The sequence below is a fragment of the Candidatus Flexicrinis affinis genome, assembly GCA_016716525.1.
Lineage (GTDB): Bacteria > Chloroflexota > Anaerolineae > Aggregatilineales > Phototrophicaceae > Flexicrinis > Flexicrinis affinis.
On the sequence record JADJWE010000009.1, the window covers coordinates 483014 to 505906 of the forward strand.

The following is a 22893-nucleotide window of genomic DNA, read 5'->3' on the forward strand; positions in this document are numbered from 1 at the left end:
CACGCCGCAGTCCTACCTGAATACTGACACCTGATCCCTGTCGACTTGCATCTGACTCCTGATCCCTACCCTGCAGTTGTCCTCCGCTGGGCGTCGAGGGCGGCGAAGGCGGTAAGCGCCACGATGCTGTCCACGTCGTCGCCCGCCTGCAAGACCTGCACCGGACGGCCCATACCCAGCAGTACCGGCCCGATCGCCTCGGCGTCGGTGAGCCGCGCCAGCAGCTTGTAGGCGATGTTCGCGCTGCTCAGACCGGGGAACACCAGCACGTTTGCGTCGCGCACGCGGCTGAACGGGAAGCGGTCGTTGGCGATCTGCTCGACCACCGCCGTGTCCGCCTGCATCTCGCCGTCGATGACGATGTCCGGGCGCAGCTTGGTCACGATTTGCACGGCGTCGTGCATTTTGTCCGCCAGCGGATGCCGCACGCTGCCGAAGTTGCTGAAGCTGAGCATGGCCACGCGCGGCGTGAAGTCGAGCGAGGCGGCAAAGTCGTTGGCGAGGATGGCGATCTCGGCCAGTGTCTCGGCGTCCGGATCGATGTTGATGGTCGTATCGGTGAAGAAGTAGACGCGGCCTTTGATCACCATGATGTAGATGCCGCTGGCGTGCTTGGTGCCGGGCCGGGTACCGAACAGTTGGAGGGCTGGACGCGCCACGTCGGGGTACTCGCGGACGAGTCCGGCCACGTACGCGTCGGCGTCGCCGGACAGCACCATCATCGGCGCGTAAAAGTTGACCGAGCGCAGCATCGACCGGACCACGGCCTGACTCGCGCCCTTGCGCTGGCGCATCGTGTACAAGGTATCGAAATAGCGGTCCCGGTTTGGGTCGGTCGCCGGGTGAACAATCGTGGGCCTCCACGAGAAGTTGAGGTCTTCCAGCGCGGCTGCGATCTTTTCCGGGTCACCGAGCAGGATCGGCTCGCCGATGCCTTCCTCTACTACGCGGTATGCGGCGCGGATGATCTTCGACTCTTCGCCCTCGGCAAATACGATGCGCTGCTTCTTGCCCAGCGTGGCCTTGTTGAACAGCGTGTAGCGGAACTGCTGACCGTAACCCTGCCGCCGGATGAGCTCGTCGCGGTAGGTGCGCAGGTCGATCTGGCGGCGCGCAACGCCGCTGTCCATGGCGGCCTTTGCAACAGCCGGGGCGACCCACAGCAGCACGCGCGGGTCGAGCGGCTTGGGGATCAGATACTCCGGCCCGAACTTGAGCGACACGAGGCCGTAGCCGGACAGTACGCTGTCGGGCACGTCCTCTTTGGTCAGGCGGGCGAGGGCTTGGCAGGCGGCCAGCTTCATCGCCTCGTTGATTTGCGTGGCGTACACGTCGAGCGCGCCGCGGAACAGGAACGGGAACCCGAGCACGTTGTTGACCTGATTGGCGTAGTCGGTACGTCCCGTGGCGATGATCGCGTCGGGCCGGGCCTCGCGCGCAGCCTCCGGCATGATCTCCGGCGTGGGGTTGGCGAGCGCGAAGATGATCGGCTGCGGGTTCATGCCGGCCAGAATCTCCGGCTTGATGACGTCCTTCGCCGACAGGCCGAGCACCATGTCCGCGCCGACGAGGACTTCGGCCAGCGTGCGCTTATCGGTGTCCTGCGCGAAGGCTTCCTTGTAAGGGTCCATCTCGACGGTGCGGCCCTTGTAGACCACGCCGTGAATGTCGCACATGGTGATGTGCTCGCGCTTGACGCCCAGCGAGACGTAGAACTCGCCGCTGGCGATGCCTGCCGCGCCCGCCCCGACGATGACGACCTTGAGTTCCGCGATGTTCCGGCCCGTGACTTCCAGCGCATTGAGCAGCGCCGCGCCGGTGATGATCGCGGTGCCATGCTGATCGTCGTGGAAGACCGGGATGTCCAACTCGGCGCGTAGGCGCTGCTCGACCTCGAAGCATTCCGGCGCCTTGATGTCTTCCAAGTTGATGCCGCCGAAGGTCGGGGCCATCGCCCGCACTGCCGCGACGATCTCGTCGGGCGTCTTGGCGTTGATCTCGACATCGAACACGTCGATATCGGCAAAGCGCTTGAACAGCACGCCTTTGCCTTCCATCACGGGCTTGCTGGCGCTGGGGCCGAGGTTGCCGAGGCCGAGGATCGCGGTGCCGTTGCTGACGACCCCGACGAGGTTGCCTTTGGCCGTGAGGCTGTAGATTTCGAGCGGGTCGTCGTTGATGGCGAGGACGGCTTCGGCGACGCCGGGCGAATAGGCGAGGGACAACTCGCGTTGGGTGTTGACCGGTTTAGTGGGGACGACTTCGATTTTGCCCGGGCGGCCCTGCCGGTGATATTCCAGCGCGTCGACTTTAGTGATGCTCATGAGGGGTATCCTGGATATGGAAGAAACTCTATGACGCTTATTCTAACCCGTCGGAGGCGCATCGGTCGCGTGAGGTTGGACTCAGGCGGTGCGCGCGCGCACAACAAAAAACGCCCCCGGCGTGAACCGGGGGCGTTTCGTTTTTGTGTTCGGGACGAACTAGGCGGTGATGACCTTGACGGCGCTCGCCTGCTTGCCCTTACGACCCTCAGTGATCTCGAACTCGACCTTGTCGTTCTCGTTCAGGGTGCGGAAGCCAGCGGACTGGATTTCCGAGTAGTGAACGAAGACGTCCGGGCCGTTCTCCGGGGTGATGAAGCCGTAGCCCTTTTCACCATTGAACCACTTGACGGTGCCGGTAACACGTGCCATTGCGCAATCCTCCTACAGAGTGCGAATTGTGTTTGACACATCCTGCTGCTACTGCTGCACACAATTCCGGAATTCTGGAGGTGCTGCGTCGTGCGTCTGAGGGTTGAAGCGGGTCGGAACCAGCGGGGCACTCAGGGTTGAAACAGGTTTGGTGCAAACATTGGCGCCCGAGGCAACATCGCCCCGTGTATCACGCCGTAAATCAGTGTACATGACTTTCGGTGGCTTGTGAAGTGGCTAGGTGAAAGTCAGGACCAAATGGCTATGCGCGTTTGCGATGGATCAGATGGCGGTCTCGCCAGAGGAATAGGGCGTGAAACATAGAACAGGCCCCTGAATTGCGGTCAGGGGCCTGTATACCACAGCCTTCAGTTACTGCGCGACGTAGCCACCGTCGACGAGCACGGCGCTGCCGGTCATGAACGAGGCGCCGTCGCTGCACAGCCACACGATCAGATCGGCGACTTCTTCGGGCGTACCGAGCCGCTTGAGCGCGTGCATTTGCGCGAGGCCGTTGTACATATCACTGCCCGGCGTGATACCAGCCGCTTCAAGCAGCGGGGTCTGAATGAAGGCCGGCGACACCGCCGTCACGCGCAGGTTCTGCGGGCCGTATTCCAGCGCCGCGTTCTTGGTCAGGCCGATTACGGCGTGCTTGGCGGCCACGTAGGCCGGCGCGTTGGCAAACCCGACCCAGCCCAGAATCGACGACACGTTGACGATCGCGCCGGCGCCGGTCTTGAGCATTTCGGGGATTTCGTAGCGCATGCACAAGAACACGCCGGTCAGGTTGATTCCGATGACCTTGTTCCAGTCGGCCAACGTATAGTCGGCGGTCGGGGCAGAGAGGCCGCCGATGCCGGCGTTGTTGATCCCGAAGTCGAGCCGGCCATACGTTTGTACGGCTTTGTCGATCAACGCCTTGACCTGCTCCTCTGAAGAGACGTCGGCGTGGACGTAAATCGCCTCGCCGCCCTCGGCCTTAATGGCGGCCACGACCTCGTTGCCCTTGTCGTCCAGTACGTCCGAGACGACGACTTTCGCGCCTTGTCGCGCGAACAACTTTGCCGTTGACGCGCCGATTCCTTGGCCCGCACCGGTAACCACTGCCACCTTACCTGAAATACCGTTCATGATTTTTCTCCTGTGCCGACCGCAAAATGCGGTTTAGCGATCTATTTGGATGACTACCGCACGACGAACGTGCAGGTGCCGGTCTCCTCAAGTGTACGCGTGCCGGGGCCGAAGTAGTTATAGCCGTCATAGATCTGCTCCGACCACGTCACGCGGTATTCGATGACGTAAGTGCCGGCGTCCAATTCGCCAGTGGGGTAGAAGAAATCGACGATGTAGTCGGTGCCTTGACGGCGCACTGGCTTGGCGTATTCCAGCGGCCTGCGGACGTCCTGCCCGTTGACGCTGATGGCGTACTGTGCCGTGTTCATGTGCTGCTGAATCTGTTCTTCCGTGCGGGCGTACCAGTACCAGTACACCTCTGCGGTCGACCCGGCGGCAAGGTTCGAAGGCGCGCGCAGTTGGCCGCGCGGCGGATTGTCGCAGTTGACGTACAGGTCGACGCCGGTCTGGACTTCCGGTTCGCCGCTGGTGGTCGGCGCTGCGATCGGACCGCTGTTGGTCGGGATCGGGGCGTTGGTTTCGGTGGGAGTGCCCGGCTGCGGCGTTGGGCCGCCCGGCGTACTGCTCGGCGCTGCGGTGCCGAGCACGGCCGCGAGCGCGGTCGATGTCGCGTTGATCGGGTCGAAGTCGATGATAGGTAGATTCGGCGTGCCGGCTTGCCCCTCCGTCGTACTGGTCGGCGGCATGTCGGGCAGGTCGAGTGCAGGCGTCGCGGTGACCGCGCCGGTCTGCTGCGACGGAGTCACGGTGCCGCCGCCGATGAGCGCGGTCGGGAGCGGTGTGCCGCCGGCCACCACGGTCTGATCGGGCGGCAAAGTGAACGTCGCCAGCGGCGTGGCGGTCGGGTCGATGCGCACCAATGGCGTATTGATCCAACCTTCGCGCCCATCCTCAAGCTTGACGTTAAGCCAACGGCCGGACTCATCGACGCCGATCACCTGCACCTCGGTGCCGGGGAACAAGGCCTCGAACGCGCCGAAGCTCGCGCCCGGCCCGCGCCGGACGTTGACCGTTTGCAGCGAGCTTACGATGCCCATGATGGGCGGCGTGGGCGACGGCGTCAGCGTGGCTGTGGCGGTCGGCGGAACCGGCGTGATCGACGGCGTATAGGTTAACGTCGGCAGCGGTGTGCGGCTGACCTCTGGCGTGGCGGTCGCACGCGGCGTCAGCGTGACCAGCGGTGCAAGCGTGTTGGTCGGAAGCTGCTCGGTAGTTGCCTGCGGTTGGCAGGCCGCCGCGATCAGCGCGAGCGACACGATCGCCAGCACACGCGCCCACTTCCGTTTCCCGCCGGTGATCCGTAAAATACGCGCCATGACTGATCTATTCCTGCTGCTTCTGACGTTGTTAGCACCCGCCTTTGTAACGGGTAATTCTACCATATCCGAGCACGTTATCCGGGCGGCTGACCTCCGGTTGACCGGGGACGGGCGGTTCGCCGAGCTGACATTCGAGGCGCGCGCCGGGGATGTCGTGACGATCACCGCGTGCGCAGAGAACCTCGACCTCGTTGTCGACATACTCGACATCAACGGCAACCGGCTTGCCTACAACGACGATTGGGCAGGCGGACACGACGTCGAATCCGACGATCCGGCGCTGGCAGGACTGAACGCGACCGACGCGGCTGTTGTCCGGCTACCTATCCCCGTAGATGGAGAACTGACCGTGCGCGTCAACACGTTCAACGGCGAGGGGGCAGGGGACGTCTCGGTGGCCGTGCGGCTTGCGGACCCGGTCGAACTCACGATCGGTGAGACGCTGTGGGTGCCTATCCCGCTGGCAGGCAGCACGCCGGTTGCCTTAGCGGTCGAAGGCGGCTCGTTCACGGTCACTGTGAGCGACCCGAGCGGCAGGCTCGATCCAGTGGCGCGCGTGCTCGATGCGTCCGGCGCGGTGGTCGCCGCCAACGACGATCACGACGGACTACGCCCGGACCTCAACCGCTTCGACGCGGCCGTGGGCGTGCGGCAAGCCGGGCAGTTCGAGCTGCAAATCGCCGAGTTTATGGGGCGTGCGGGATGGGTTCGGGTGCAAGTGGCCCTTGACTGACCCGCTCAAGTTTCATATCCTTATCGAACCAAACACCCGTGCCTGTAGCTCAGTGGATAGAGCGCTTGTCTACGGAACAAGAAGTCGGGAGTTCGAATCTCTCCAGGCACGCACGACGCTCACCGCATGGTGGGCGTTTTTGGTTGTACCCTAGCTCAGCCGCTTGAACAGCGCCGACGCATAGGCGCGGGTCGGTGCGTCCGGGTGCGATCCCGCACTTTCGAGCGCGGCGCGAGCATCCGGATTGTGCAGGAGATGCGCGAGCGCTTCGAGCGCCGCCGACCGGACCTCGAACGACTCGTCGTCGAGCGTCGCAATCAGCGCCGGCACCGCCGCCTCATACCGCAACGCGCCCACTGCACGCGCCGCGCTCTCTCGGATAACCTCTTCCGTTCTGTTCAACGCCTCCGTCAACGCCGGGCCCGCATTCATGACCGGCAGCGTGAGCGTCTCGAACGTCGTCCAGCGCACGTTTTCGTCGTCGTCGGCGAGCCGGTCGATGAGCGCCGGAACCGCCTCCGCGATGCCGATCTGACCGAGCACGAATACAGCCTTGGCGCGCACTTTCTTGTCAATATCGCGCAGGCTGGTGATCAGGGCGTGGCTGGCCGTGGGGTCGCCGATCTTCCCGAGCGCATGCACGATATTGTGCCGCCCGTAGGAATTGGCGTCGGCATACGCGTCAAACAGATTCTGAATCAGCATCGATCCGAAGCGGGTCAGCGCCCACGTCACGTCCTCGATCACGTTCAGGTCGCGGTCGGTGCACAGCGCGACGATCAGCGCTGGAATGACGCCTGGATCGCCCGATCTGCCCAGGGCGAGTGCGGCATCGCTGCGCTGATGATGGCTGCCAGTTTCAAGCTGTCGGGTAAGTGCCTCGATGTCAGGCATGCTGTTGTCCTTCGGGTGTGAGTGCGCGACACCGACCGTCACATGGCCGAACGGGTCGCAAGCGCCTGCTACGATACGACCCGAATCCGTACGTTCGTCGTCTCGGCCGTGTCAGCAATGAACCGCACGAGGCGGCCGCCTTCCTCGTGCATGGCGGATTCTACGCCGGACGATGCTTTTCCGAACAGTTCGATTTCGAGCACGGCGTCCCGTTTCGTGTTCACGACTTTCCACGTGCCGGCGACGAAACCGTCGATCAGCACGGTGGCGGCAATTCGCCCGGCAGACAGAAACACACGGCCTCGATCGGCGTCAGCGATGATCCGCGACCGATCCGCATGGCTGATGAGCAGGTTGTCGTATTCCGGCACGAAGCGCACGGGTGCGGGCGTGTCGGCGTGCGGCAGGGCGTTGTCCGGCAGGTCGTACAGCGTGCGGCCCTGTTCGTCTTTGTATTGGACAAGGTCGATCAGCGAGTCCGCGAGCGTCTCCTGCATCTTCGTCATTCCGCTCCAGGTCTGGAAGTCCATGATCGAGGCCGGGCCGAACGCGGCCAAATAGCGCCGGAAAAGCGCCGGCACATTTGGCTCGCCCAGCGGCCCGAGACGCGCCTCGGCACGTTCGTAGGTTGGCGCGCCGCTGCCCCACGTCCCGCTGGGATACGCCTGAATCAGCGGCAGGTAAGTGCGGACGACGTAGCTCAGCGCCTCGGGGTCCCGGTCGGGCGCGACGGCCAGCAGCGCCGGTTTCAGTTCGCCCTTCGTTCGAGCACTGCCGTCGAGGTGTGCACGCGCCGCCTCGATCACCGGTTCCTTGTCGAGGCCGTCGATGCGTTTGCCGAAGAACGAGCGCAGCCCTTTTTCCAGCGCCGGGAGCAGGGTGGGCCGGAACAGGGCGTGGTCGGCCGCGGTCACGAGCTGCAGCGTGGAGCGCATGAGCGCGGCGCGTACGATACGGCGCTCGCGGATCGCGTCCGTGAGATCCGCGCGCTCGAAGTCGCTCAGCCGGCTCCACAGCCCGATGTACGGCGGATTCGGCACCTGCGATTGGAGGCCCGCTACACGCGACGTCGCCGCTTCGGCGCCGAGGTCGGCGCGGGTCAGCAGAAGCTGACGGTCGAGCAATGCGCGGCTGAGCTGGCGTAGAGTGAGGCTTTCAGGCATCCAACTGTTCCCCGAGTAGGCCGGATAGCGAGAGTGTAGCGAGTTCGAATGACGAAAACCCGAGGCACTCATGAACCGTTCGCTGTTATTCGCTATGATTGCCGCATGCCAAATGCAACGAGGAACCATCATGGCGAGCACGACGACGACCACTCCCGAAGCAGCAGCACTGGCGCAGGTTCGAACGGGACGACCTGCGGTATCTCTCCGTTTCGACTGGCTGATGGCGATGCTGTCGGCCTTGTTCTTGGCCGGCCTGTGGGTCGACGGATGGGCGCACTTTCACAGCCGCGTCGACGACAGCTTCTTCACGCCGTGGCATCTGGTGTTCTACGGTATGTTTGTGGTCAACGCGATTGTGCTCGCGCGGACTCAACTGCGCGGCGTCGGGCAGGGGTATCCGTTTGCGCGGGCGATGCCGTTCGGGTACGGGCTGTCGCTGGTGAGCGTGCTGGTGTTCGCGCTGGGCGGGGCGGGCGACATGGTGTGGCACGAGCTGTTCGGCATCGAAAGCGGCGCTGAGGCGCTGACCAGCCCGACCCACTTGATTCTCGGCGCGGGGATGCTGCTGATGTTCGCCGGGCCTCTGCGCTCGGCGTTGGGGCGAGCACGTGCAGGCGCAGCGCTGACAGGCTGGCGCGAACTGGGACCGGCGATCGTCTCCGTCACGCTGCTGCTGACCCTGTTGATGTTCTTCACCAGTTACAGCCATCCGATCACCGCGCCGGTGGCGTACCTGAACCCGAACATCCCCGGCCCGCTTGACCTGACCGATTTCGGGGTGACGAGTGTCATCTTGCAAGCGGCTGTGCTGACCGGCTTCTGGGCGGTGCTTGCAGCACGCTGGACGCTGCCGCGCGGCGCGCTGACGTTCCTTGTCATGGTCAGCAGCGGGCTGCTCACGATCCTCGTGGATGTGTATATCCTGCTGCCGGGCTTCCTGATCGCGGTCGTGCTCGTCGAGATCGTCGTAGCACGGCTCAAGGTTGCGCCCGACCGTCCCAACGCGATGCTGTTGGTCGGCGGGCTGCTGCCGATGCTGCACTACTTGGCGTATTTCGTCACCATGTCGTTCGTGACCGGCGTACGCTGGAACGTTCACGTGTGGGCCGGCGCGATCGTGCTGGCCGGCGCGGCGGGGCTGCTCGTCGTTTACCTGATCAACGCCGTGCGCGATCAGAAGGCGCTGTCATGACGCTGCATGACGAAGTGCTGGCGCGGATGTTCGCGCAGGCCGACGCATGGGATCAGGCCGACGATCAGCGCGGGGTGTTCTTGCGCTGCTACGCCATGATGACCGGTCAGGTGTTGGCTGATGCCGACGCAGGCGGTTTCGCCGACGCGGTGTGGGTGCGCGGGTTGCTGTGCCGCTTTGCCGACTATTATTTCGACGCTCTCGCAGCCTATGATTCCGGCGCGGTCGTTCCCGAGGTCTGGCGCATCGCCTTCGATGCTTGCACGCGTCGCGATGTGCACGTGCTGCAGCAGTTGATGTTGGGCGTAAACGCGCACATCCGCTACGACCTCGTGTTCACGCTGGCGGATGTGCTGCGCGACCAATGGCCGCAGCTCAGCGACGCAGAGCGTGCTCGCCGCCTGACCGATCATCGCCGCGTGAACGAGGTGATCTATCGAACCATCGACAGCGTGCAGGATCAAGTGTTGGAGCGCAACAGCCGCGCGATGGCGGCGCTCGATCTGGTGATGGGCCGGCTTGACGAGTACCTGATCTATCGGGTGATCATGGGCTGGCGCGATATTGTGTGGCAGCAGGCGTGCGCGTTGATGGCGTGCACCGACTCAACACAGATCGACTGCGTACGCGCGGAAGTCGAGGCACAGTCGGTCGAGTCGGCGCGGGCAATCCTCGGCGAGCGCGGCGTCAGGGGTGTGCTCGACCTGTTTTAGGTTCGGGCCAGCGCAGACATAAGTGCAGACTATGTCGCAATTTCGCGGGTCTGCGTACGAAGTGTCGTACGCTGAATGACGCGCACGAAGCAATGTGGAGATTCTAATATGACGACCATGACGAAGCTCGAAAACCTACCCGGCCGGCATCACGAGACAGGGAGCGTTGCAAACGCGCTGGCGCTGGCGGGCGTGACCGCGCCGCACACGGGCGAGCCAGTCAGCGAGGCGCTGCTGCTCGGCCTCGCCGACGGCCCGGCGTTCGGATACTTCACGTTCTTGTACGAGGGGTTCCCACCGCAGTTGGTGCTGCTGCCTCGCAATACGTTCGACCCGATGGAGACGCTGCTCGACCGGCTTGGCAGCCCGCGCGAGGAATACAAAACCGCCAAACCAGAGACGGCGGCCGACAATTTGCGCACGGCGCTCGACAGCGGGCCGGCAATCGTGTGGGCCGATGTGTTCAGTCTGCCGTATAACCCGCACGCGACGTCGTCGCAGATGTGGGGGATGGCGCCGCTGGTCGTATCCGAACTGACCGTCGGCGATGTGGTCATTGCCGACCGCAGCGCGCGACCGCTGCACGTCCCGCTGGCCGATCTGATCCACGCGATGGGGCGGGTGAAGTCGAACCGCTACCGGACGATCAGCATCGAGCCGCCGAACTGGGAACGACTCAAGGAAGGTCTGCGCGCGGGCATGCGCCAGAGCGTCGCGCTGTTTTTCGACACCCCGCCGAAGGGCCGCAAGGAGAATTTCGGCGCGGCAGCCTTCGCGCATTGGGCCGACATGCTGGAAAACACGCGCAACAAGCAGAGTTGGGCGCGCTTCTTCGAGCCGGGGACGCCGATGGCCTCGGCGCTGGCGGGCAGCGGGTGGATGAGCGGGGTGTTCGACTATGTGCGCGCCCACGCGGCGGGCGATGGGTTCGAACGCGGTGTGGCTGCCGACCTGTGCGACGAGGCCGCCGGACTACTCAAATTGCCGGGACTTAAGGACGCTGCCGCGGCGTTCCGTGAGGCGCAGTCGGCGTGGGTCGCGCTGGCCGAAGCGGCGCTGCCGGACAGCGTGCCGGCGTTCAAGCGGCTGAAGGCGCTCAAGCTGGAACGGCGCGCGATCTTTACCGAACAGGGCAGCGAAGGATATGCCCAGCTTGCGGCACTCGACGCCGACATCAGCGCGCTCAAGGCGGAGATCAGCGCGGATTTCCCGCTGGATGCCGCTGCTGCAAACGAGCTTCGGGCCGAGCTGCGGACGCACGTCCAAGCCGTCGCTGCGTTGGAGACGGACGCGTTCACGGCGATTCGAGCGGCTCTCGCAGGCTAAGACTAAGCCGCTTCGGTGACGGCCAGCACGCGGATCGAGTCGCCGACCCACACGCGCCCGCCGCGCACCACGCGGGCCATCACACCCAGCCACTGATCCGGGTGCACGTTCGCCGGGCCGTCGACGCCGCGGGTGGTCGTGCACCCGGTGCGCGGTACGGTGATTTCGATCACGACGTCCGGGCCAATCGCGATATGGGCACCGCGTGGAAGCCGCGACAGGTCCAGGCCACGCAGGATAATCTGCTCTCCGAGTTCGCCGGGCAGGGCGGGCTGACCGTCGACGAGGAGGTGCGCGTGGATCTCGGCCGCGATTACGTTGAGATTGCGTTTTGGGCTGCGGCCCGCCTTTTCGTCCCCAACGATGCCGTGATCGGCGCGCAGGTCGGCGGCGTGCAGGCGGACCGGCTCGGCGTGGCCGGCTTTGCGGATCGTGATGCTGACGACGTGGGCGCTGTTCATGGGCATGTCCTGTTGTGAGTCACATACATTACGTGTGGATTCGCGGGGTTGGATCAGCGGCCCTCACCCCTAACCCCTCTCCCTTAGGGAGCGCGGAATCCGATGGTAAGGTAGGCAGATGTAGTCGCGCCGCTGTAATTTTCGGTACGTTACTATCTGTCGGGTCATGAACTGCGCTGGAGGCCGTGACGAAGATGGACGACCTCGTTATTCGTGTGGCAGATGGTGGCGATCTGCCGTATTTGCTTGAGAAGGATCCGCACATCACGCCGGATATGCTGCGGCGGAAGGTCGCGGCGGGCGAAGTGCTGGTCGCGTCGGTCGGCGGGGGATTGGTCGGTTATCTGCGTTGGGGCTGGTTCTGGGACAACGTGCCGTTCATGAACCTGCTGCGGCTGGATGCCGAGTGGCGGCGCAAGGGGATCGGGACGCAGCTTGTGGCGCGCTGGGAGTCCGACATGCGCGCGCTCGGCGCTGAATTCGTGCTGACCTCGACGTGGGTCAGCGAAGAGGCGCAGCACTTCTATCGAAAGCTCGGGTATCAGGACATCGGCGGCTTCGTACTCCCGCGCGAACCGCTGGAGCTGGTGCTGTACAAGTATCTGAGTGCGTAGTGATCTGTGGTCGTTCGTCCTGCCGGCAGGCGGACGCGGCAGGCCACGTCCCTGCACACAAGCCGAACAGCATGGGTGCCCCAAATCGAACACTCCACACGGTGAGCGCAACTGACAGCTGGAAACTGAATCCTGCCTACTGAAAACCCTGCAACGTGGGCACAGGCTCGACGGACACCGGGTCGCCCACGGCGATGGTACCCGACGCGATCACCGACGCCATCATGCCGAGCCGACCCTGCACGACGGACGGGTGCTGGCCCTGAATCGCCTCGAACTTCTCACATCCGGTGCGCGGCTCGTTGATGACGATGATGGCATCCGTGCCCAAGCGCAAGCGATCGCCGGGCTGCAGCGCGTCGACGTCGATGCCGGCAAGGATCAACTGCTCGCCCATACGCCCCGGCGCGGTCTGAAAACCTTCGCCCGACAGTTCGTCGAGGCGCTCGGCCGACATGATGTTGAGGTGGCGCTTGGGATGATGCCCGGCCTTGCGGTCGCCCGCGATGCCGTGGCTGGCCCGCAGTTGGGCATTCTCAGCCGGCTCGCGATCGTACTTGTCGTCTGACTTGACCGTGACGGACATCGGCGTAAAAACAATGCTGGCGATTTTCGCAGTCATGACGTGGTCCCTCTTTTCCCGGATCATGGCAGTATAGCACGGGTTCTGCGTGAAGATGGGCCAGTTGGTGCACCCCGGGGAGCATGCCGTGCGGTACAATCTGGCCGATATGTGATTTGGCTAAGGATGTGACGATATGAAGTACCGTGCATTTGGGCGTACCGGTTGGGACGTCTCGGAGGTGAGCTTTGGGGCGTGGGCGATCGGGTCGGCGTGGGGCGCGGTTGACGACAGCGAGTCGATTGCGGCGATGCACACGTGCATCGACAACGGCGTCAACCTGTTCGATACCGCCGACGTGTATGGCGACGGCCACAGCGAGCAGTTGATCGCCAAGATTCTGCGCGAGCGCAAGGGCGACAAGGTGCGTGTGATCACCAAAGCGGGGCGCCGCCTGCCCAAGCAAACCGTCGAGGGCTATACCAAAGAAAACCTGACGGCGTGGATCGAGCGCAGCCTGACGAATTTGGGCGTCGAGTCGCTCGACCTTGTGCAGCTCCACTGCCCGCCGACCGACCTGTACTATCACCCCGAAGTGTTCGGCTATTTGGACGATCTGATGGCGGACGGGAAGATCCAGCATTACGGCGTGAGCGTCGAACGGGTGGAGGAGGCGCTCAAGGCGATCGAGTATCCGAACGTCAAGTCGGTGCAGATCATCTTCAATATGTTCCGTCATCGCCCCGCCGATCTGTTCTTCGAACAGGCGAAGGCGCGCGACGTGGCCGTGATCGCCCGCGTGCCGTTGGCATCCGGCATGCTCACCGGCAAGATGAAGCCCGATACGCAGTTCGCAAAAGACGACCACCGCAATTTCAACCGCCATGGCGAGTCGTTCGACGTGGGCGAGACGTTCAGCGGTGTCGACTATGACACAGGGCTGGCGGCCGTCGAGGCGATCCGCGAACTGCTGCCCAAAAACGCGACGATGGCGCAGTTTGCGTTGAAGTGGATTCTGATGTTCGACGCGGTGACGACGGTCATCCCCGGCGCCAAGCGTCCGTCACAGGCAGAGGACAACTGCGCCGCCAGCGATCTCGAGCCGCTCTCGGACGCGCAGATGCACGCCATCGCCAATATCTACAATACGCTCATCCGTCCGCAAGTACATCAGCGCTGGTAGGGCGACGGACAGCATGATTCGAATCCTCACCGCGGACGATCTGCGCGCTGCCCTGCCGATGCCTGCCGCCATCGACGCGATGGCCGCCGCGTTTTCAGCGTTGAGCGCCGGCGACGTCGAGCAGCCGCTTCGGACGAAACTCACGACACCGCGTGGCGTGACACTCGCAATGCCGGCCTATGCCGACGGCACCAGCGCGCTCAAGATCGTATCGGTCTACAGCGAGAATCCGGCACGTGGCCTACCGGCCATCAACGCGCTAGTAGTCGTGCTGGACGGCGAGACTGGCCGTCCGCAAGCGTTGATCGACGGGACGGCCCTCACGGCGCTGCGCACGGGCGCGGCCAGCGGATTGGCTGCCAAGCTGTTGGCGCGGCCCGTGTCGGAAGTGCTGGGCGTGATCGGTGCGGGCGGCATGGCTCCGGCGCAGATCGAAGCCGTGTGCGCCGTCCGTCCGATTCACTTGATCCGCATTTACAGCCCGAACCGCGCCGCCGAGCTGGTCGAGCGCCTGCACGGTAACAACGGCATTGAGGTCGTTCAGGCTGGCTCGGCGCATGACGCCGCGTTCGACTCCGACATCATCATCACGTGCACCAACAGCCACACGCCCGTGCTGACGCGCGCCGACGTCTGCCAAGGCGCGCACATTAGCGCGGTTGGCAGCTACACGCCGGCAATGGCCGAGCTGGCGCCTCAGTTAGTGCATGACGCGCGCGTGTTCATCGATCAGCACGAGGCCGCATGGGCGGAGGCGGGCGAACTGATTCAGGCGCGCGATGGCGGTCTGCTCGATCCTGCGAACGTCCACGAAATCGGGGCCTTGGTGCGTGGCGAGACTCCCGGGCGCACGCGCCCCGAAGAAATCACCGTGTTCAAGTCGGTCGGCGTGGCCGCGCAGGATCTGTACGCGGCCAGCGCGGCGTTGATCGCCGCCGAGGAGCGCGGGATCGGCACGTTGGTGGACATGTAGATAGTTAAGAGGAGTCAGTGTTCAGAAATCAGTTGTCAGTGTCGAGCAGGCTTCCTGCGTGGCCCGATGTCGGCGGGGCGAATATCCCAGATATTGAGGGCGATCCACCGGGTCGCCCTCTACTGAACCGGCCGAATCATGCCCTGACAACTGACTCCTGACAACTGGTTCCTGACTCCTGAATACTTCCTTCCTAGAACTCGAGTCCGAACTGCTGGGCGAAGAACGTGAACTGGTCGGCGACCGAGTCGAGGATGAACGCCAGCGGCTTGCCGATACCGTGGCCGACGCGCGTCTCGACATGCAGCAGAATCGGCGCGTCGCCGCCCTGCGCCGCTTGCATCGCCGCCGCGAACTTGTACGCGTGCGCCGGCACGACACGATCATCGTGAGAGCCGGTCGTGATCAACGTGGGCGGATACTTGGCGCCGGGCTTGATGTTGTGCAGCGGTGAGTAGGCTTTCAGCCATTCGTACTGCTCCGGGTCTTCGCTGCTGCCGTACTCGCCGATCCACAGCCGGCCGATCGTGAAGTGCTGGTAGCGCAGCATGTCGGTGAGCGGCACGGCCACGACCGCCGCGCCGTAAAGGTCGGGCCGCTGGGTGATGGCCGCGCTGGTGAGTAAGCCGCCGTTGCTTCCACCCTGAATGCCGAGCCGCGACCGGTGCGTGATACCGTTGGCCTCCAGCCATTCGGCGGCAGCGTGAAGGTCGTCGAATACGGCCTGTTTCTTCGCGAGCATGCCGGCCTTGTGCCAGTCTTCGCCGTATTCGCCGCCGCCGCGCAGGTTGGGTACAGCGACGACGCCCCCGAGTTCGAGCCACGCCATCCACGGCGCGCCCTGCACCCCGAACGACGGCATGACCGGAACGGCAAACCCACCGTAGGCCGTCATGTAGACGGGCGCGCGCCCATCCAGTTGCACGTCGGCGCGGTGGACGATGAACATCGGCACCCTCGTGCCATCCTTGCTCGGATAGAAGACCTGATCGACAAGAATGGACGACGGGTCGAAATCCAGCTTGGGCGGGCGGAATGCAGTTACGGTGCCATCCGGCACGTCGACGCGGAAGACGGTCGGCGGGTAGGCGAACGACTCGAAGCGGATGTAGAAGTCCGTGTCGTCGGCCTCGCCGAAGCTGTTCATGCCGATCGTGCCGAGCGTCGGCAGATCGACCGAGCGCACGTGCTGGCCGTCGATCGTGTAGTAGTCGATGCGGCTGGTCACGTCTTTGAGGCTGAGCACAACCATGTGGCCGTTACACAGCGCCGCACCGCCGAAATAGCCGGACACCACGCCTTCGCTCTCGGCGATGACCTCGTGCATCACGCCGGGCGCATCGAGGTCGACGTAGACGACCCGACCACGTGGCGCGCCGTGCAGCGTCACCATGTAGAAGCGCGTGCCGATGTTCCCTGAGAAGGCACTGATCTCCGAATCGTCATCCACCAGCTTCACCACCTCACCGGGGCGGTCGAGCGGCAGCACCCAGACCCGGTTGCCGTTCAGGTCTTTCCACGTGTTGAGGACGATGTACTTCTTGTCGTCGGTGAGGATCGGGACGTGGTTGAGTTCGGGCCGGTCGGGTGTCTCGAAGATCAGCGTGTCGTCGGATTGCGGCGTGCCGATACGATGCAGCCACACTTGGCTGAACTGCATGTCGTTGCCGCTCTTTTCCGGGTAGCGGGCGTAGTAGAACGCGCTGCCGTCCGCAAGCCAGCCGATCGGCGTGTAGCGGGTGCGCTCCAATACATCGGGCAGGTTCTCACCCGTTGCGACGTTCAGGATACGCACCACATTCCAGTCCGAGCCGCCGTCGGCGATGGCATACGCGAGCAGCTTGCCATCCGGGCTGGGTTTGAAGACCGGGACGGCCACCGTGCCATCGTCGCTCAGCGTATTGACGTCGAGCACGACGCGCATCTCTCCGGTCGTCTCATCCATCACCATAATCTTGGGCTGGGATGTCGTGCCGTCGTTCTCGAAGAAGAACAGCTTGCCCGCAGCCTTGGTCGGCGGGGTGACCTTGTTGAACTTTGCGAGCGTGTTGAGCCGTTTGCGCAAGTGCTTCCAGCGTGCGTCCTCGCGCAAGATCGACTCGGTGACGGCGGTCTGCGCCTCGGCCCAGTCGAGCACTTCGCGCGACTTCATTTCTTCCAACCAGCGGTACGGATCGGGGACCGCTTCTCCGTGGTACGTGTCGACATGGTCGATCGTGCGGGACGCGGGGTAGTCGATGCGCGGCATGGTGTCTCCATTCGTTGACGGGTCGAGTGCCGGGGCCGCGCTGCGGCGACCCCGGGAACCAGACAAGTGTAACGTTGCGCAACGCCGGATGCGAGACGTTGCGGATTGCTATGGTCGGGCATAGGCGGCGCGGACGCGGGCGTGCGCCATGCCGGTCAGATGTATGCCGTGCGGGTTCCGCCCGAAGGCGAGCCGCTTGGCCCACGATGTCGATACGCCGCGAAGCGCCGCGGCGTCGAGGTCGACCGTGCGCAGCATGTCGAAGCCGGCGTCCGCGAGGCTGTCGCGCACTTGCTGCGCGCCGTCTTTGAGCGACCACCCCGCCTCCGCGAGCGCACCACCATTGAGCCGCACCTCGACGAGCGCACCGGGCAGGCACGCCGCGGCGATCCCGTCTAGGACCGGCGAGGTGATGTCGAGCAGACCGTCGAGCAGGCTACCCCACGGGAAGTTGACCGTCACGCTCGACGCCATGCCGTGCAGCATCACCGGCAACTGCTCGGCATTGGCGATGACGAACAGTGCGTTATCGGGTGCGTTGCGCGAGCGATCCACGAGGTTCTCTCGGCATGCGTCCAGCCCGATCACGAACCGGTGGGGGTGCTTCGTGGCATGATGAACGACATAGCGGCCGTCCCCGGTGCCAATGTCGAGATGGATAGCTCCATAGGCGTTTACGCGCGCGGCGAATGCGTTTGCGCTCAGTACGACCGTGCGTTTTCCTTGCATGATCTCCATGCGAGTTCTCCTCTGCTGTCTTGTCGGATGGAAGTGGACAGAGACGGCAGAGGAGGCGGAGCACGGGCAGCATTAGACGCCTCACGGACGGCGCGGGGTCAAGCACCGTCGAGGTCGTCGGGGGTTGGTTTCTTTCGAAGCGGGAGGAACGCCAAATAGGCCCTGAGGCGGGCCGGAGAGGGGCGTTCGTGTGAGGTTGTGCTAGCTAGCGACTAGCAGGGCGGGCGAGCGAACTGCCTGTACGTATGCACGCCGATTGACTTTCTAGGTCACGCGGACCGTGGTGTTCGATACCGAACAGTATACGCGACTTTTCACGGTGTGCGCCGACCAAACAGTGGGGCGCTGCCCGAAGCGATGTCAGATGGATGTGCGTCTGAATCGGTACCCTCACCCTAGCCCTCTCCCTCAGGGAGAGGGAACCCAGCTCGATTGCCAATCTGCTCAATCTTGAGCGCCGGTCTTTGCAGGTGCTCATGAGGGATTTCGAGCCAACTCCCCTTCTCCATGAGCGAGAAGGGGGTAGGGGATGAGGGCCTCGCAGCGGCCCAGTCATAACTCGAGTTTCGCAGCCTATACTCGGAATCAAAACCGGCCCACGCACTTCGCGGGCCGGTGTGAGTCGTGGTCGTAGAAGGCGGCTAGCGCCAGGCGCGAGCCATCGCGCCGACCGTCGACGCGTTGCTGGTGAGGCTGTTGAGGAAGTCCTCGTTGCTGTCGTATTGGCGCAGGGTCTGCAGGAGCTGTTCGGTCGCGCCGGCCTGCCCGACGGTCTCGTCCTCGGCCAAGTGCGACCACATCCGCCGCAGCAGATACACACGCTGGAGCACGTCCGGCCCGAGCAGAAGCTCCTCGCGGCGGGTTGACGACTGTTCGACATCGAAAGCCGGGAACACGCGGCGCTCCTGCAGCTTGCGGCTGAGGTGCAGCTCCATGTTGCCGGTGCCTTTGAATTCCTCGTAGATCAGGTCATCCATCTTGCTGCCGGTATTGACGAGGCAGGTCGCAACGATGGTGAGCGATCCGCCCTCCTCGACGTTGCGGGCCGCGCCGAAGAATCGTTTGGGCGGTTGAATCGCCATCGGGTCGAGGCCGCCGGAGAGCGTGCGTCCGCTGGTCGGGACGACGAGGTTATAGGCACGGGCGAGGCGCGTGATCGAATCGACCAGCAGCACGACGTCTTTCTTGCCTTCGACGAGGCGCTTGGCGCGTTCGAGCGCCATCTCCGCCACCTGCACGTGATGATGCACGGGATCGTCGAACGTCGACGCGACAACTTCGGCGTCGACCGAGCGGTCCATGTCGGTGACTTCTTCCGGGCGCTCGCCGATCAGCACCATCATCAGATGGACGTCGGGATAATTGTGGCTGATGGCGTTGGCGATTTCTTTGAGGATGGTCGTCTTACCGGCCTTTGGCGGCGAAACGATCAGTCCGCGCTGCCCGCGCCCGACCGGGGCGATCAGGTTAAGCAGGCGGGTAGAGAGGATGCGCGGCGAGGTTTCGAGATCGAAGCGGACTTCAGGGAAGATCGGCGTGAGATCCTCGAAATTGGGCCGCACTTTGTTCTCGTCCGGCGCGACGCCGTTAACCGCGTCGACCCGCAGCAGGCCGTGATACTTCTCGTTGTCTTTCGGAGGCCGCACCTGCCCGATGACCATATCACCGGTGCGCAGGTTGAACCGCTTGATCTGGGCTTGAGCGACATAGATGTCGTTCGGGCCCGGCAGGTACTTGTCTGCACGCAGGAATCCGACCCCGTCATGCGTGATTTCGAGTACGCCGCCGCGCAGCTTGAGGCCGCGGCGCTCGGCGTCGGCGCGCATGAGCTGCAGGATCAGATCCGGCTTCTTCAGCCGGCTGTAGCGCTGAATTCCCGCATCGCGTGCCTGCTGGCGGAGTTCGTCTAGCGTGAGTTGTTCGAGTTGTGCAATATCCATCGTTCCGTCCGGAGGGGCCGCGGCGGGCTGCTAAGGGTGGGCGATCAGCGATGCGCGATCTATGCCAAATACTGGGCAATTACGCATATACGATCCGGTCAAAAGGGTATGACTGCGCGTGATTCACAGCGGTGCGCTGCAGCGCGCAGTGAGGCGGGGAAACCCGGCTCCGAAGGTGTAGTCAGGCAAGATCTGCCTCAACTGAGCGCAATATAGCAGATTCCGCCAGCGGCGTCAAACGGTTTCCTTAATGTTTGGGAAATTATCGGTCAATCGTCCGCAGCTGTCGACGGGGGCGGCTGCGTAGCCTCGGCCAAGCTGCGCTCGACGGACTCCATCGATTTGCCGGCCATGAGCTGCTTTGCCGCGTCGTGATAGGGTAGAGCTTCGTCCGGCGATGCGCCACCAAACTGCTCGCCGAACTGCTGGAACATCTGGCCGACCTGCTTGGATTCGCCCGACTCGAAGACGTTGAGCATTTCGTCGGAGGACAGCTTGGTAAAATCCCGGCTGGAACGCGGGATAGCCACGCCGGAAATCAGGCGGCTGAGCGCTGTGCTCCCGCACGACGGGCAGGCCGGAGCGAGGGCATCGTATTCGGCATAGGTGGCGACCGTCACGGTGAAGCGCGTGCGGCAGTCTTTGCAGCGGAAGTCGTAGTCGTGCATGGCGTCCAATGGAAGTCGGCGGAAACATCGGCAGGAGTATAGCGCGGCAGTGTTAGACGCGGATTGGTGGGTTGGGCGCAGTCTAAGCAGCATGCGAGAGGCCGATGAGACTTGGCCTGTTTCGCTTGCCATGTGAGCAGAACCCGCCTATACTGGCAGTATCGTTTACAACATATTGAATGTTGTGAACGACTGAACATCGCGTGATCGTGGCGGGAAGCGCAGCCCGTGGCCTCCTTGCTGGCGAAGATGTGACAACGTACGGCAGACGCAATCCCTTTACCGTTAGCCGCGTTTCATCCGCCACCGATTACGGCCGCTGCAGTTAGGCGAGAGCTGCAGCGGTTACGGCGGGCCGGCCTGCCCAATGGCCGGTGCGTGGTGTCCCCTCCTTTGCAAGTTCGCTGCTGGCTTCCGGTCAGCGGCGAACTTGCGCGTTTAGCGGCGGCGTGGGCGAGCGATCAGGGCGAGCAGGCCAATCACGAGGCCCGCGGCGATGAGGACGACTCCTCCAACCGGAGGCTGCTGCGGAGCGGCGACAGATTGCTGTTCGGGGGCGATGTAAGGTGCAACCTGCGGCGGTGCGGCTTCTGCGACGGCGGTTGCCGCAGCGGTCGCCGTCGCCAAGGGAGCGCGTGTGCGGGTTGGCACCACGAGCTGGAAACTGGCAGCGGCGGTCAAGTCGATCGCGCCCGGCGCCTGCATGTCGCTGGCCGGTAGGGTGTCGAGTGGTACCTCGAGCGTCGGCATCGCGGCAAGCGCGCCCGCGCCCTGACTCTCGCTGGGTGCCGCGTCGTACAAGACATCCGGTGTGCCGAACGGCGCAGCAGTTGCCGTGCCCATCGGTGCGGCTGACCGTGCGGCCATCGATAGATCGGCGTCTTCGGTACCGTCCGCAGCTTCTTCTGTCTGCGCGCGATCGTCCGCCGCTTGCCGTCCGATTTCGGCCTCACCCAGTTCATCGCGAAACTCGTCGGCGCCTTCGGTCGCCGGGTCCGCAAACGTGGCGTCATCCTCGGCCTCGTTCAGCACAGCCGTCGCAGTCTCGACCGCCTCGGTATTGCGCAGGGCGACAACCGGCGCGGTTGTCGGAGCGTCCACACCCGGCTGAAGCAGGGTCAACGCACCGGCCACCACAAGCACGAATGACGCGGCCGCAGCCACCAGATTCGGCGCATAGCGGAGGACTTGTTGACGGAACGTGGGACGCAGCGGCGGATAGCGCGTCGGCTCGGTGCGCGGGACGGGCTGCTCCTCACCGAGCATTGCGGGGGTCAGGCGCAGGTCGCGCAGCGCGGTCAGCGTGGGCATGCCCTTGACCAGATCGACCGTCCGCCGCAGTGCGGCAAGTTCGGACGCGAATTCCGCGTCGGTCTCGAGGCGGCCTTCGACCTCACGGTGTTCGTCGCTTGAGACGTCGCCGTCGAGGTAGGCTGAGAGGAGATCGTAGTCGCGGCTAGAGAGCGGCATGATGATAGACAATCCGTAACATGTTATGAGTCAAGACGCCGGGGCGCATCGAAAAGTTCCCGTTTGCCCTCGAGGCAGCGACGCATCCCAAGCCGGGCGCGGCTCAGGCGGGATTTCACGGTGCCTAGCTGCACGTCGTTCGCTTCGGCGATCTCCTGATAGCTGTAGTCCTGCATATCGAACATGACGAGCGTGAGGCGCTGGTCGGCGGGCAGCGTTTGCAGGCAGTCTTGAATCACCTGCTGGGTGTCGCGCTGTTCGGCGGCATCCTCGGGCAGCACGTCGTCGCTGGCGAGCGGCGGACCGTCGTCGTACTCGGCGCCCGGCAAGTCCTCGATACCAGTCGCCGGGCGGCGCTGGTCGTAGCGGATCTGATCGTATGCCGTGTTGGTGACGATCCTGAGCAGCCAAGCTTTGAAGCTGCCGCCCCGGTACTCGCGGATTTTGCGATAGGCGCTGATGAACGCGTCTTGGGCGGCGTCTGCCGCGGCGAACGGTTCGCCCAACAGGCGATACGCCACGGTATACGCAACGTTCTGATAGCGCGTGACAAGCCCGTTGAACGAGTCGAGATCGCCGCGCTGGGCAGCGAGTATCAACGGGAGGTCGTCTGGCGGCGGAGAACTGGGGGGCATCTCGCGCACTTGGTCCTGTAGTGAATCCGTAAACGTGGACAGTAGATCGTACCAGATGTTTACCGGTGTAGCTTAAGCTATCGTGGCGTGTTGTCGAATGTGCCCTAGGTGCGGTCTGCGAATGGCGCCGGCCAAACGGGAGCTATGAGGATTCCGGCGGCGATCGGGGATACTAGGGATGGCTCAGAAACAGCCCCATATGCACCAAGATAAGGAAAAAGGGTA

The 22893-nt window shown here is 63.9% G+C and carries 21 protein-coding genes and 1 tRNA gene; 8 read left to right on the forward strand and 14 right to left on the reverse strand.

Annotation, left to right across the window (positions count from 1 at the left end; all coding sequences use genetic code 11):
* Positions 1-65: 65 nt before the first annotated feature.
* The 4 genes from IPM16_21305 to IPM16_21320 form a co-directional block, all read right to left on the reverse strand.
* Complete coding sequence (locus IPM16_21305) at positions 66-2324, reverse strand: NADP-dependent malic enzyme (GenBank protein MBK9125643.1); 2259 nt, start codon at positions 2322-2324, stop codon at positions 66-68.
* A 159-nt stretch (positions 2325-2483) separates the two neighbouring features.
* Positions 2484-2696: a cold-shock protein gene (locus IPM16_21310; protein MBK9125644.1), complete on the reverse strand. Its 213-nt coding sequence runs from the start codon at positions 2694-2696 to the stop codon at positions 2484-2486.
* A 372-nt stretch (positions 2697-3068) separates the two neighbouring features.
* Positions 3069-3830 (reverse strand): SDR family oxidoreductase, encoded by a 762-nt coding sequence (locus IPM16_21315; GenBank protein MBK9125645.1) that lies wholly within the window; start codon positions 3828-3830, stop codon positions 3069-3071.
* Positions 3831-3883: 53 nt separating this feature from the next.
* Entirely contained in the window at positions 3884-5149 is a 1266-nt protein-coding gene (locus IPM16_21320) for an SH3 domain-containing protein (GenBank protein MBK9125646.1), read from the reverse strand.
* Here IPM16_21320 and IPM16_21325 point away from each other — a divergent pair.
* Positions 5148-5885 carry a hypothetical protein gene (locus tag IPM16_21325; GenBank protein MBK9125647.1) on the forward strand — a complete coding sequence of 246 codons (738 nt, stop codon included), beginning with the start codon at positions 5148-5150 and terminating at the stop codon, positions 5883-5885. The two genes, IPM16_21320 and IPM16_21325, sit on opposite strands and share 2 nt — an antisense overlap.
* A gap of 38 nt (positions 5886-5923) precedes the next feature.
* Positions 5924-5996: transfer RNA gene (locus IPM16_21330), tRNA-Arg, on the forward strand.
* Between the two features lie 39 nt (positions 5997-6035).
* Here the strand turns inward: IPM16_21330 and IPM16_21335 are convergent.
* On the reverse strand, positions 6036-6779 hold the full coding sequence (locus IPM16_21335) for a HEAT repeat domain-containing protein (GenBank protein ID MBK9125648.1): 744 nt from the start codon (positions 6777-6779) through the stop codon (positions 6036-6038).
* 68 nt (positions 6780-6847) lie between these two features.
* Positions 6848-7942, reverse strand: a complete 1095-nt coding sequence (locus tag IPM16_21340) for an AlkZ family DNA glycosylase (protein ID MBK9125649.1) — start codon at positions 7940-7942, stop codon at positions 6848-6850.
* 130 nt (positions 7943-8072) lie between these two features.
* Here IPM16_21340 and IPM16_21345 point away from each other — a divergent pair, with 130 nt between their 5' ends.
* The 3 genes from IPM16_21345 to IPM16_21355 all read left to right on the forward strand — a co-directional run bounded on the left by IPM16_21345 (position 8073) and on the right by IPM16_21355 (position 11176).
* Entirely contained in the window at positions 8073-9137 is a 1065-nt protein-coding gene (locus IPM16_21345; protein ID MBK9125650.1) for a hypothetical protein, read from the forward strand.
* A complete protein-coding gene (locus IPM16_21350; protein ID MBK9125651.1) occupies positions 9134-9850 on the forward strand; it encodes a hypothetical protein in 717 nt (238 codons plus the stop codon). Before IPM16_21345 ends, IPM16_21350 begins: the two co-directional genes overlap by 4 nt.
* Positions 9851-9958: 108 nt before the next feature.
* Positions 9959-11176: a hypothetical protein gene (locus tag IPM16_21355; protein MBK9125652.1), complete on the forward strand. Its 1218-nt coding sequence runs from the start codon at positions 9959-9961 to the stop codon at positions 11174-11176.
* A gap of 2 nt (positions 11177-11178) precedes the next feature.
* On the opposite strand, the gene IPM16_21360 is transcribed toward IPM16_21355, so the two are convergent.
* Entirely contained in the window at positions 11179-11637 is a 459-nt protein-coding gene (locus IPM16_21360) for a hypothetical protein (GenBank protein MBK9125653.1), read from the reverse strand.
* 194 nt (positions 11638-11831) lie between these two features.
* Here IPM16_21360 and IPM16_21365 point away from each other — a divergent pair, with 194 nt between their 5' ends.
* A complete protein-coding gene (locus tag IPM16_21365; protein MBK9125654.1) occupies positions 11832-12251 on the forward strand; it encodes a GNAT family N-acetyltransferase in 420 nt (139 codons plus the stop codon).
* Between the two features lie 136 nt (positions 12252-12387).
* On the opposite strand, the gene IPM16_21370 is transcribed toward IPM16_21365, so the two are convergent.
* Positions 12388-12873, reverse strand: a complete 486-nt coding sequence (locus tag IPM16_21370; GenBank protein ID MBK9125655.1) for an MOSC domain-containing protein — start codon at positions 12871-12873, stop codon at positions 12388-12390.
* 136 nt (positions 12874-13009) lie between these two features.
* On the opposite strand from IPM16_21370, the gene IPM16_21375 reads away from it, so the two are divergent.
* Both IPM16_21375 and IPM16_21380 read left to right on the forward strand, forming a co-directional pair.
* Positions 13010-13996, forward strand: coding sequence for an aldo/keto reductase (locus IPM16_21375; protein ID MBK9125656.1), 987 nt, complete (start codon positions 13010-13012; stop codon positions 13994-13996).
* A 13-nt stretch (positions 13997-14009) separates the two neighbouring features.
* A complete protein-coding gene (locus IPM16_21380) occupies positions 14010-14969 on the forward strand; it encodes an ornithine cyclodeaminase family protein (GenBank protein ID MBK9125657.1) in 960 nt (319 codons plus the stop codon).
* Positions 14970-15162: 193 nt separating this feature from the next.
* On the opposite strand, the gene IPM16_21385 is transcribed toward IPM16_21380, so the two are convergent.
* From IPM16_21385 to IPM16_21410, 6 genes are all read right to left on the reverse strand, one after another.
* Complete coding sequence (locus IPM16_21385; protein ID MBK9125658.1) at positions 15163-17217, reverse strand: S9 family peptidase; 2055 nt, start codon at positions 17215-17217, stop codon at positions 15163-15165.
* A 108-nt stretch (positions 17218-17325) separates the two neighbouring features.
* Positions 17326-17955: a hypothetical protein gene (locus IPM16_21390; GenBank protein ID MBK9125659.1), complete on the reverse strand. Its 630-nt coding sequence runs from the start codon at positions 17953-17955 to the stop codon at positions 17326-17328.
* Between the two features lie 641 nt (positions 17956-18596).
* Entirely contained in the window at positions 18597-19895 is a 1299-nt protein-coding gene (gene rho, locus IPM16_21395) for a transcription termination factor Rho (GenBank protein ID MBK9125660.1), read from the reverse strand.
* 269 nt (positions 19896-20164) lie between these two features.
* Positions 20165-20563 carry a zinc ribbon domain-containing protein gene (locus tag IPM16_21400; protein MBK9125661.1) on the reverse strand — a complete coding sequence of 133 codons (399 nt, stop codon included), beginning with the start codon at positions 20561-20563 and terminating at the stop codon, positions 20165-20167.
* A 438-nt stretch (positions 20564-21001) separates the two neighbouring features.
* The gene (locus IPM16_21405) at positions 21002-22033 is read right to left on the reverse strand and encodes a hypothetical protein (GenBank protein ID MBK9125662.1); all 1032 of its coding nucleotides are present in this window, start codon (positions 22031-22033) and stop codon (positions 21002-21004) included.
* Between the two features lie 23 nt (positions 22034-22056).
* Positions 22057-22668, reverse strand: coding sequence for a sigma-70 family RNA polymerase sigma factor (locus tag IPM16_21410; protein ID MBK9125663.1), 612 nt, complete (start codon positions 22666-22668; stop codon positions 22057-22059).
* Positions 22669-22893: the final 225 nt, after the last annotated feature.

Coding starts and splice junctions, on each gene's coding strand:
- IPM16_21305 (MBK9125643.1), bottom strand. CDS start 2,324: ATGAGCATCACTAAAGTCGACGCGCTGGAATATCACCGGCAGGGCCGC.
- IPM16_21310 (MBK9125644.1), bottom strand. CDS start 2,696: ATGGCACGTGTTACCGGCACCGTCAAGTGGTTCAATGGTGAAAAGGGC.
- IPM16_21315 (MBK9125645.1), bottom strand. CDS start 3,830: ATGAACGGTATTTCAGGTAAGGTGGCAGTGGTTACCGGTGCGGGCCAA.
- IPM16_21325 (MBK9125647.1), top strand. CDS start 5,148: ATGACTGATCTATTCCTGCTGCTTCTGACGTTGTTAGCACCCGCCTTT.
- IPM16_21320 (MBK9125646.1), bottom strand. CDS start 5,149: ATGGCGCGTATTTTACGGATCACCGGCGGGAAACGGAAGTGGGCGCGT.
- IPM16_21335 (MBK9125648.1), bottom strand. CDS start 6,779: ATGCCTGACATCGAGGCACTTACCCGACAGCTTGAAACTGGCAGCCAT.
- IPM16_21340 (MBK9125649.1), bottom strand. CDS start 7,942: ATGCCTGAAAGCCTCACTCTACGCCAGCTCAGCCGCGCATTGCTCGAC.
- IPM16_21345 (MBK9125650.1), top strand. CDS start 8,073: ATGGCGAGCACGACGACGACCACTCCCGAAGCAGCAGCACTGGCGCAG.
- IPM16_21350 (MBK9125651.1), top strand. CDS start 9,134: ATGACGCTGCATGACGAAGTGCTGGCGCGGATGTTCGCGCAGGCCGAC.
- IPM16_21355 (MBK9125652.1), top strand. CDS start 9,959: ATGACGACCATGACGAAGCTCGAAAACCTACCCGGCCGGCATCACGAG.
- IPM16_21360 (MBK9125653.1), bottom strand. CDS start 11,637: ATGAACAGCGCCCACGTCGTCAGCATCACGATCCGCAAAGCCGGCCAC.
- IPM16_21365 (MBK9125654.1), top strand. CDS start 11,832: ATGGACGACCTCGTTATTCGTGTGGCAGATGGTGGCGATCTGCCGTAT.
- IPM16_21370 (MBK9125655.1), bottom strand. CDS start 12,873: ATGACTGCGAAAATCGCCAGCATTGTTTTTACGCCGATGTCCGTCACG.
- IPM16_21375 (MBK9125656.1), top strand. CDS start 13,010: ATGAAGTACCGTGCATTTGGGCGTACCGGTTGGGACGTCTCGGAGGTG.
- IPM16_21380 (MBK9125657.1), top strand. CDS start 14,010: ATGATTCGAATCCTCACCGCGGACGATCTGCGCGCTGCCCTGCCGATG.
- IPM16_21385 (MBK9125658.1), bottom strand. CDS start 17,217: ATGCCGCGCATCGACTACCCCGCGTCCCGCACGATCGACCATGTCGAC.
- IPM16_21390 (MBK9125659.1), bottom strand. CDS start 17,955: ATGGAGATCATGCAAGGAAAACGCACGGTCGTACTGAGCGCAAACGCA.
- rho (MBK9125660.1), bottom strand. CDS start 19,895: ATGGATATTGCACAACTCGAACAACTCACGCTAGACGAACTCCGCCAG.
- IPM16_21400 (MBK9125661.1), bottom strand. CDS start 20,563: ATGCACGACTACGACTTCCGCTGCAAAGACTGCCGCACGCGCTTCACC.
- IPM16_21405 (MBK9125662.1), bottom strand. CDS start 22,033: ATGCCGCTCTCTAGCCGCGACTACGATCTCCTCTCAGCCTACCTCGAC.
- IPM16_21410 (MBK9125663.1), bottom strand. CDS start 22,668: ATGCCCCCCAGTTCTCCGCCGCCAGACGACCTCCCGTTGATACTCGCT.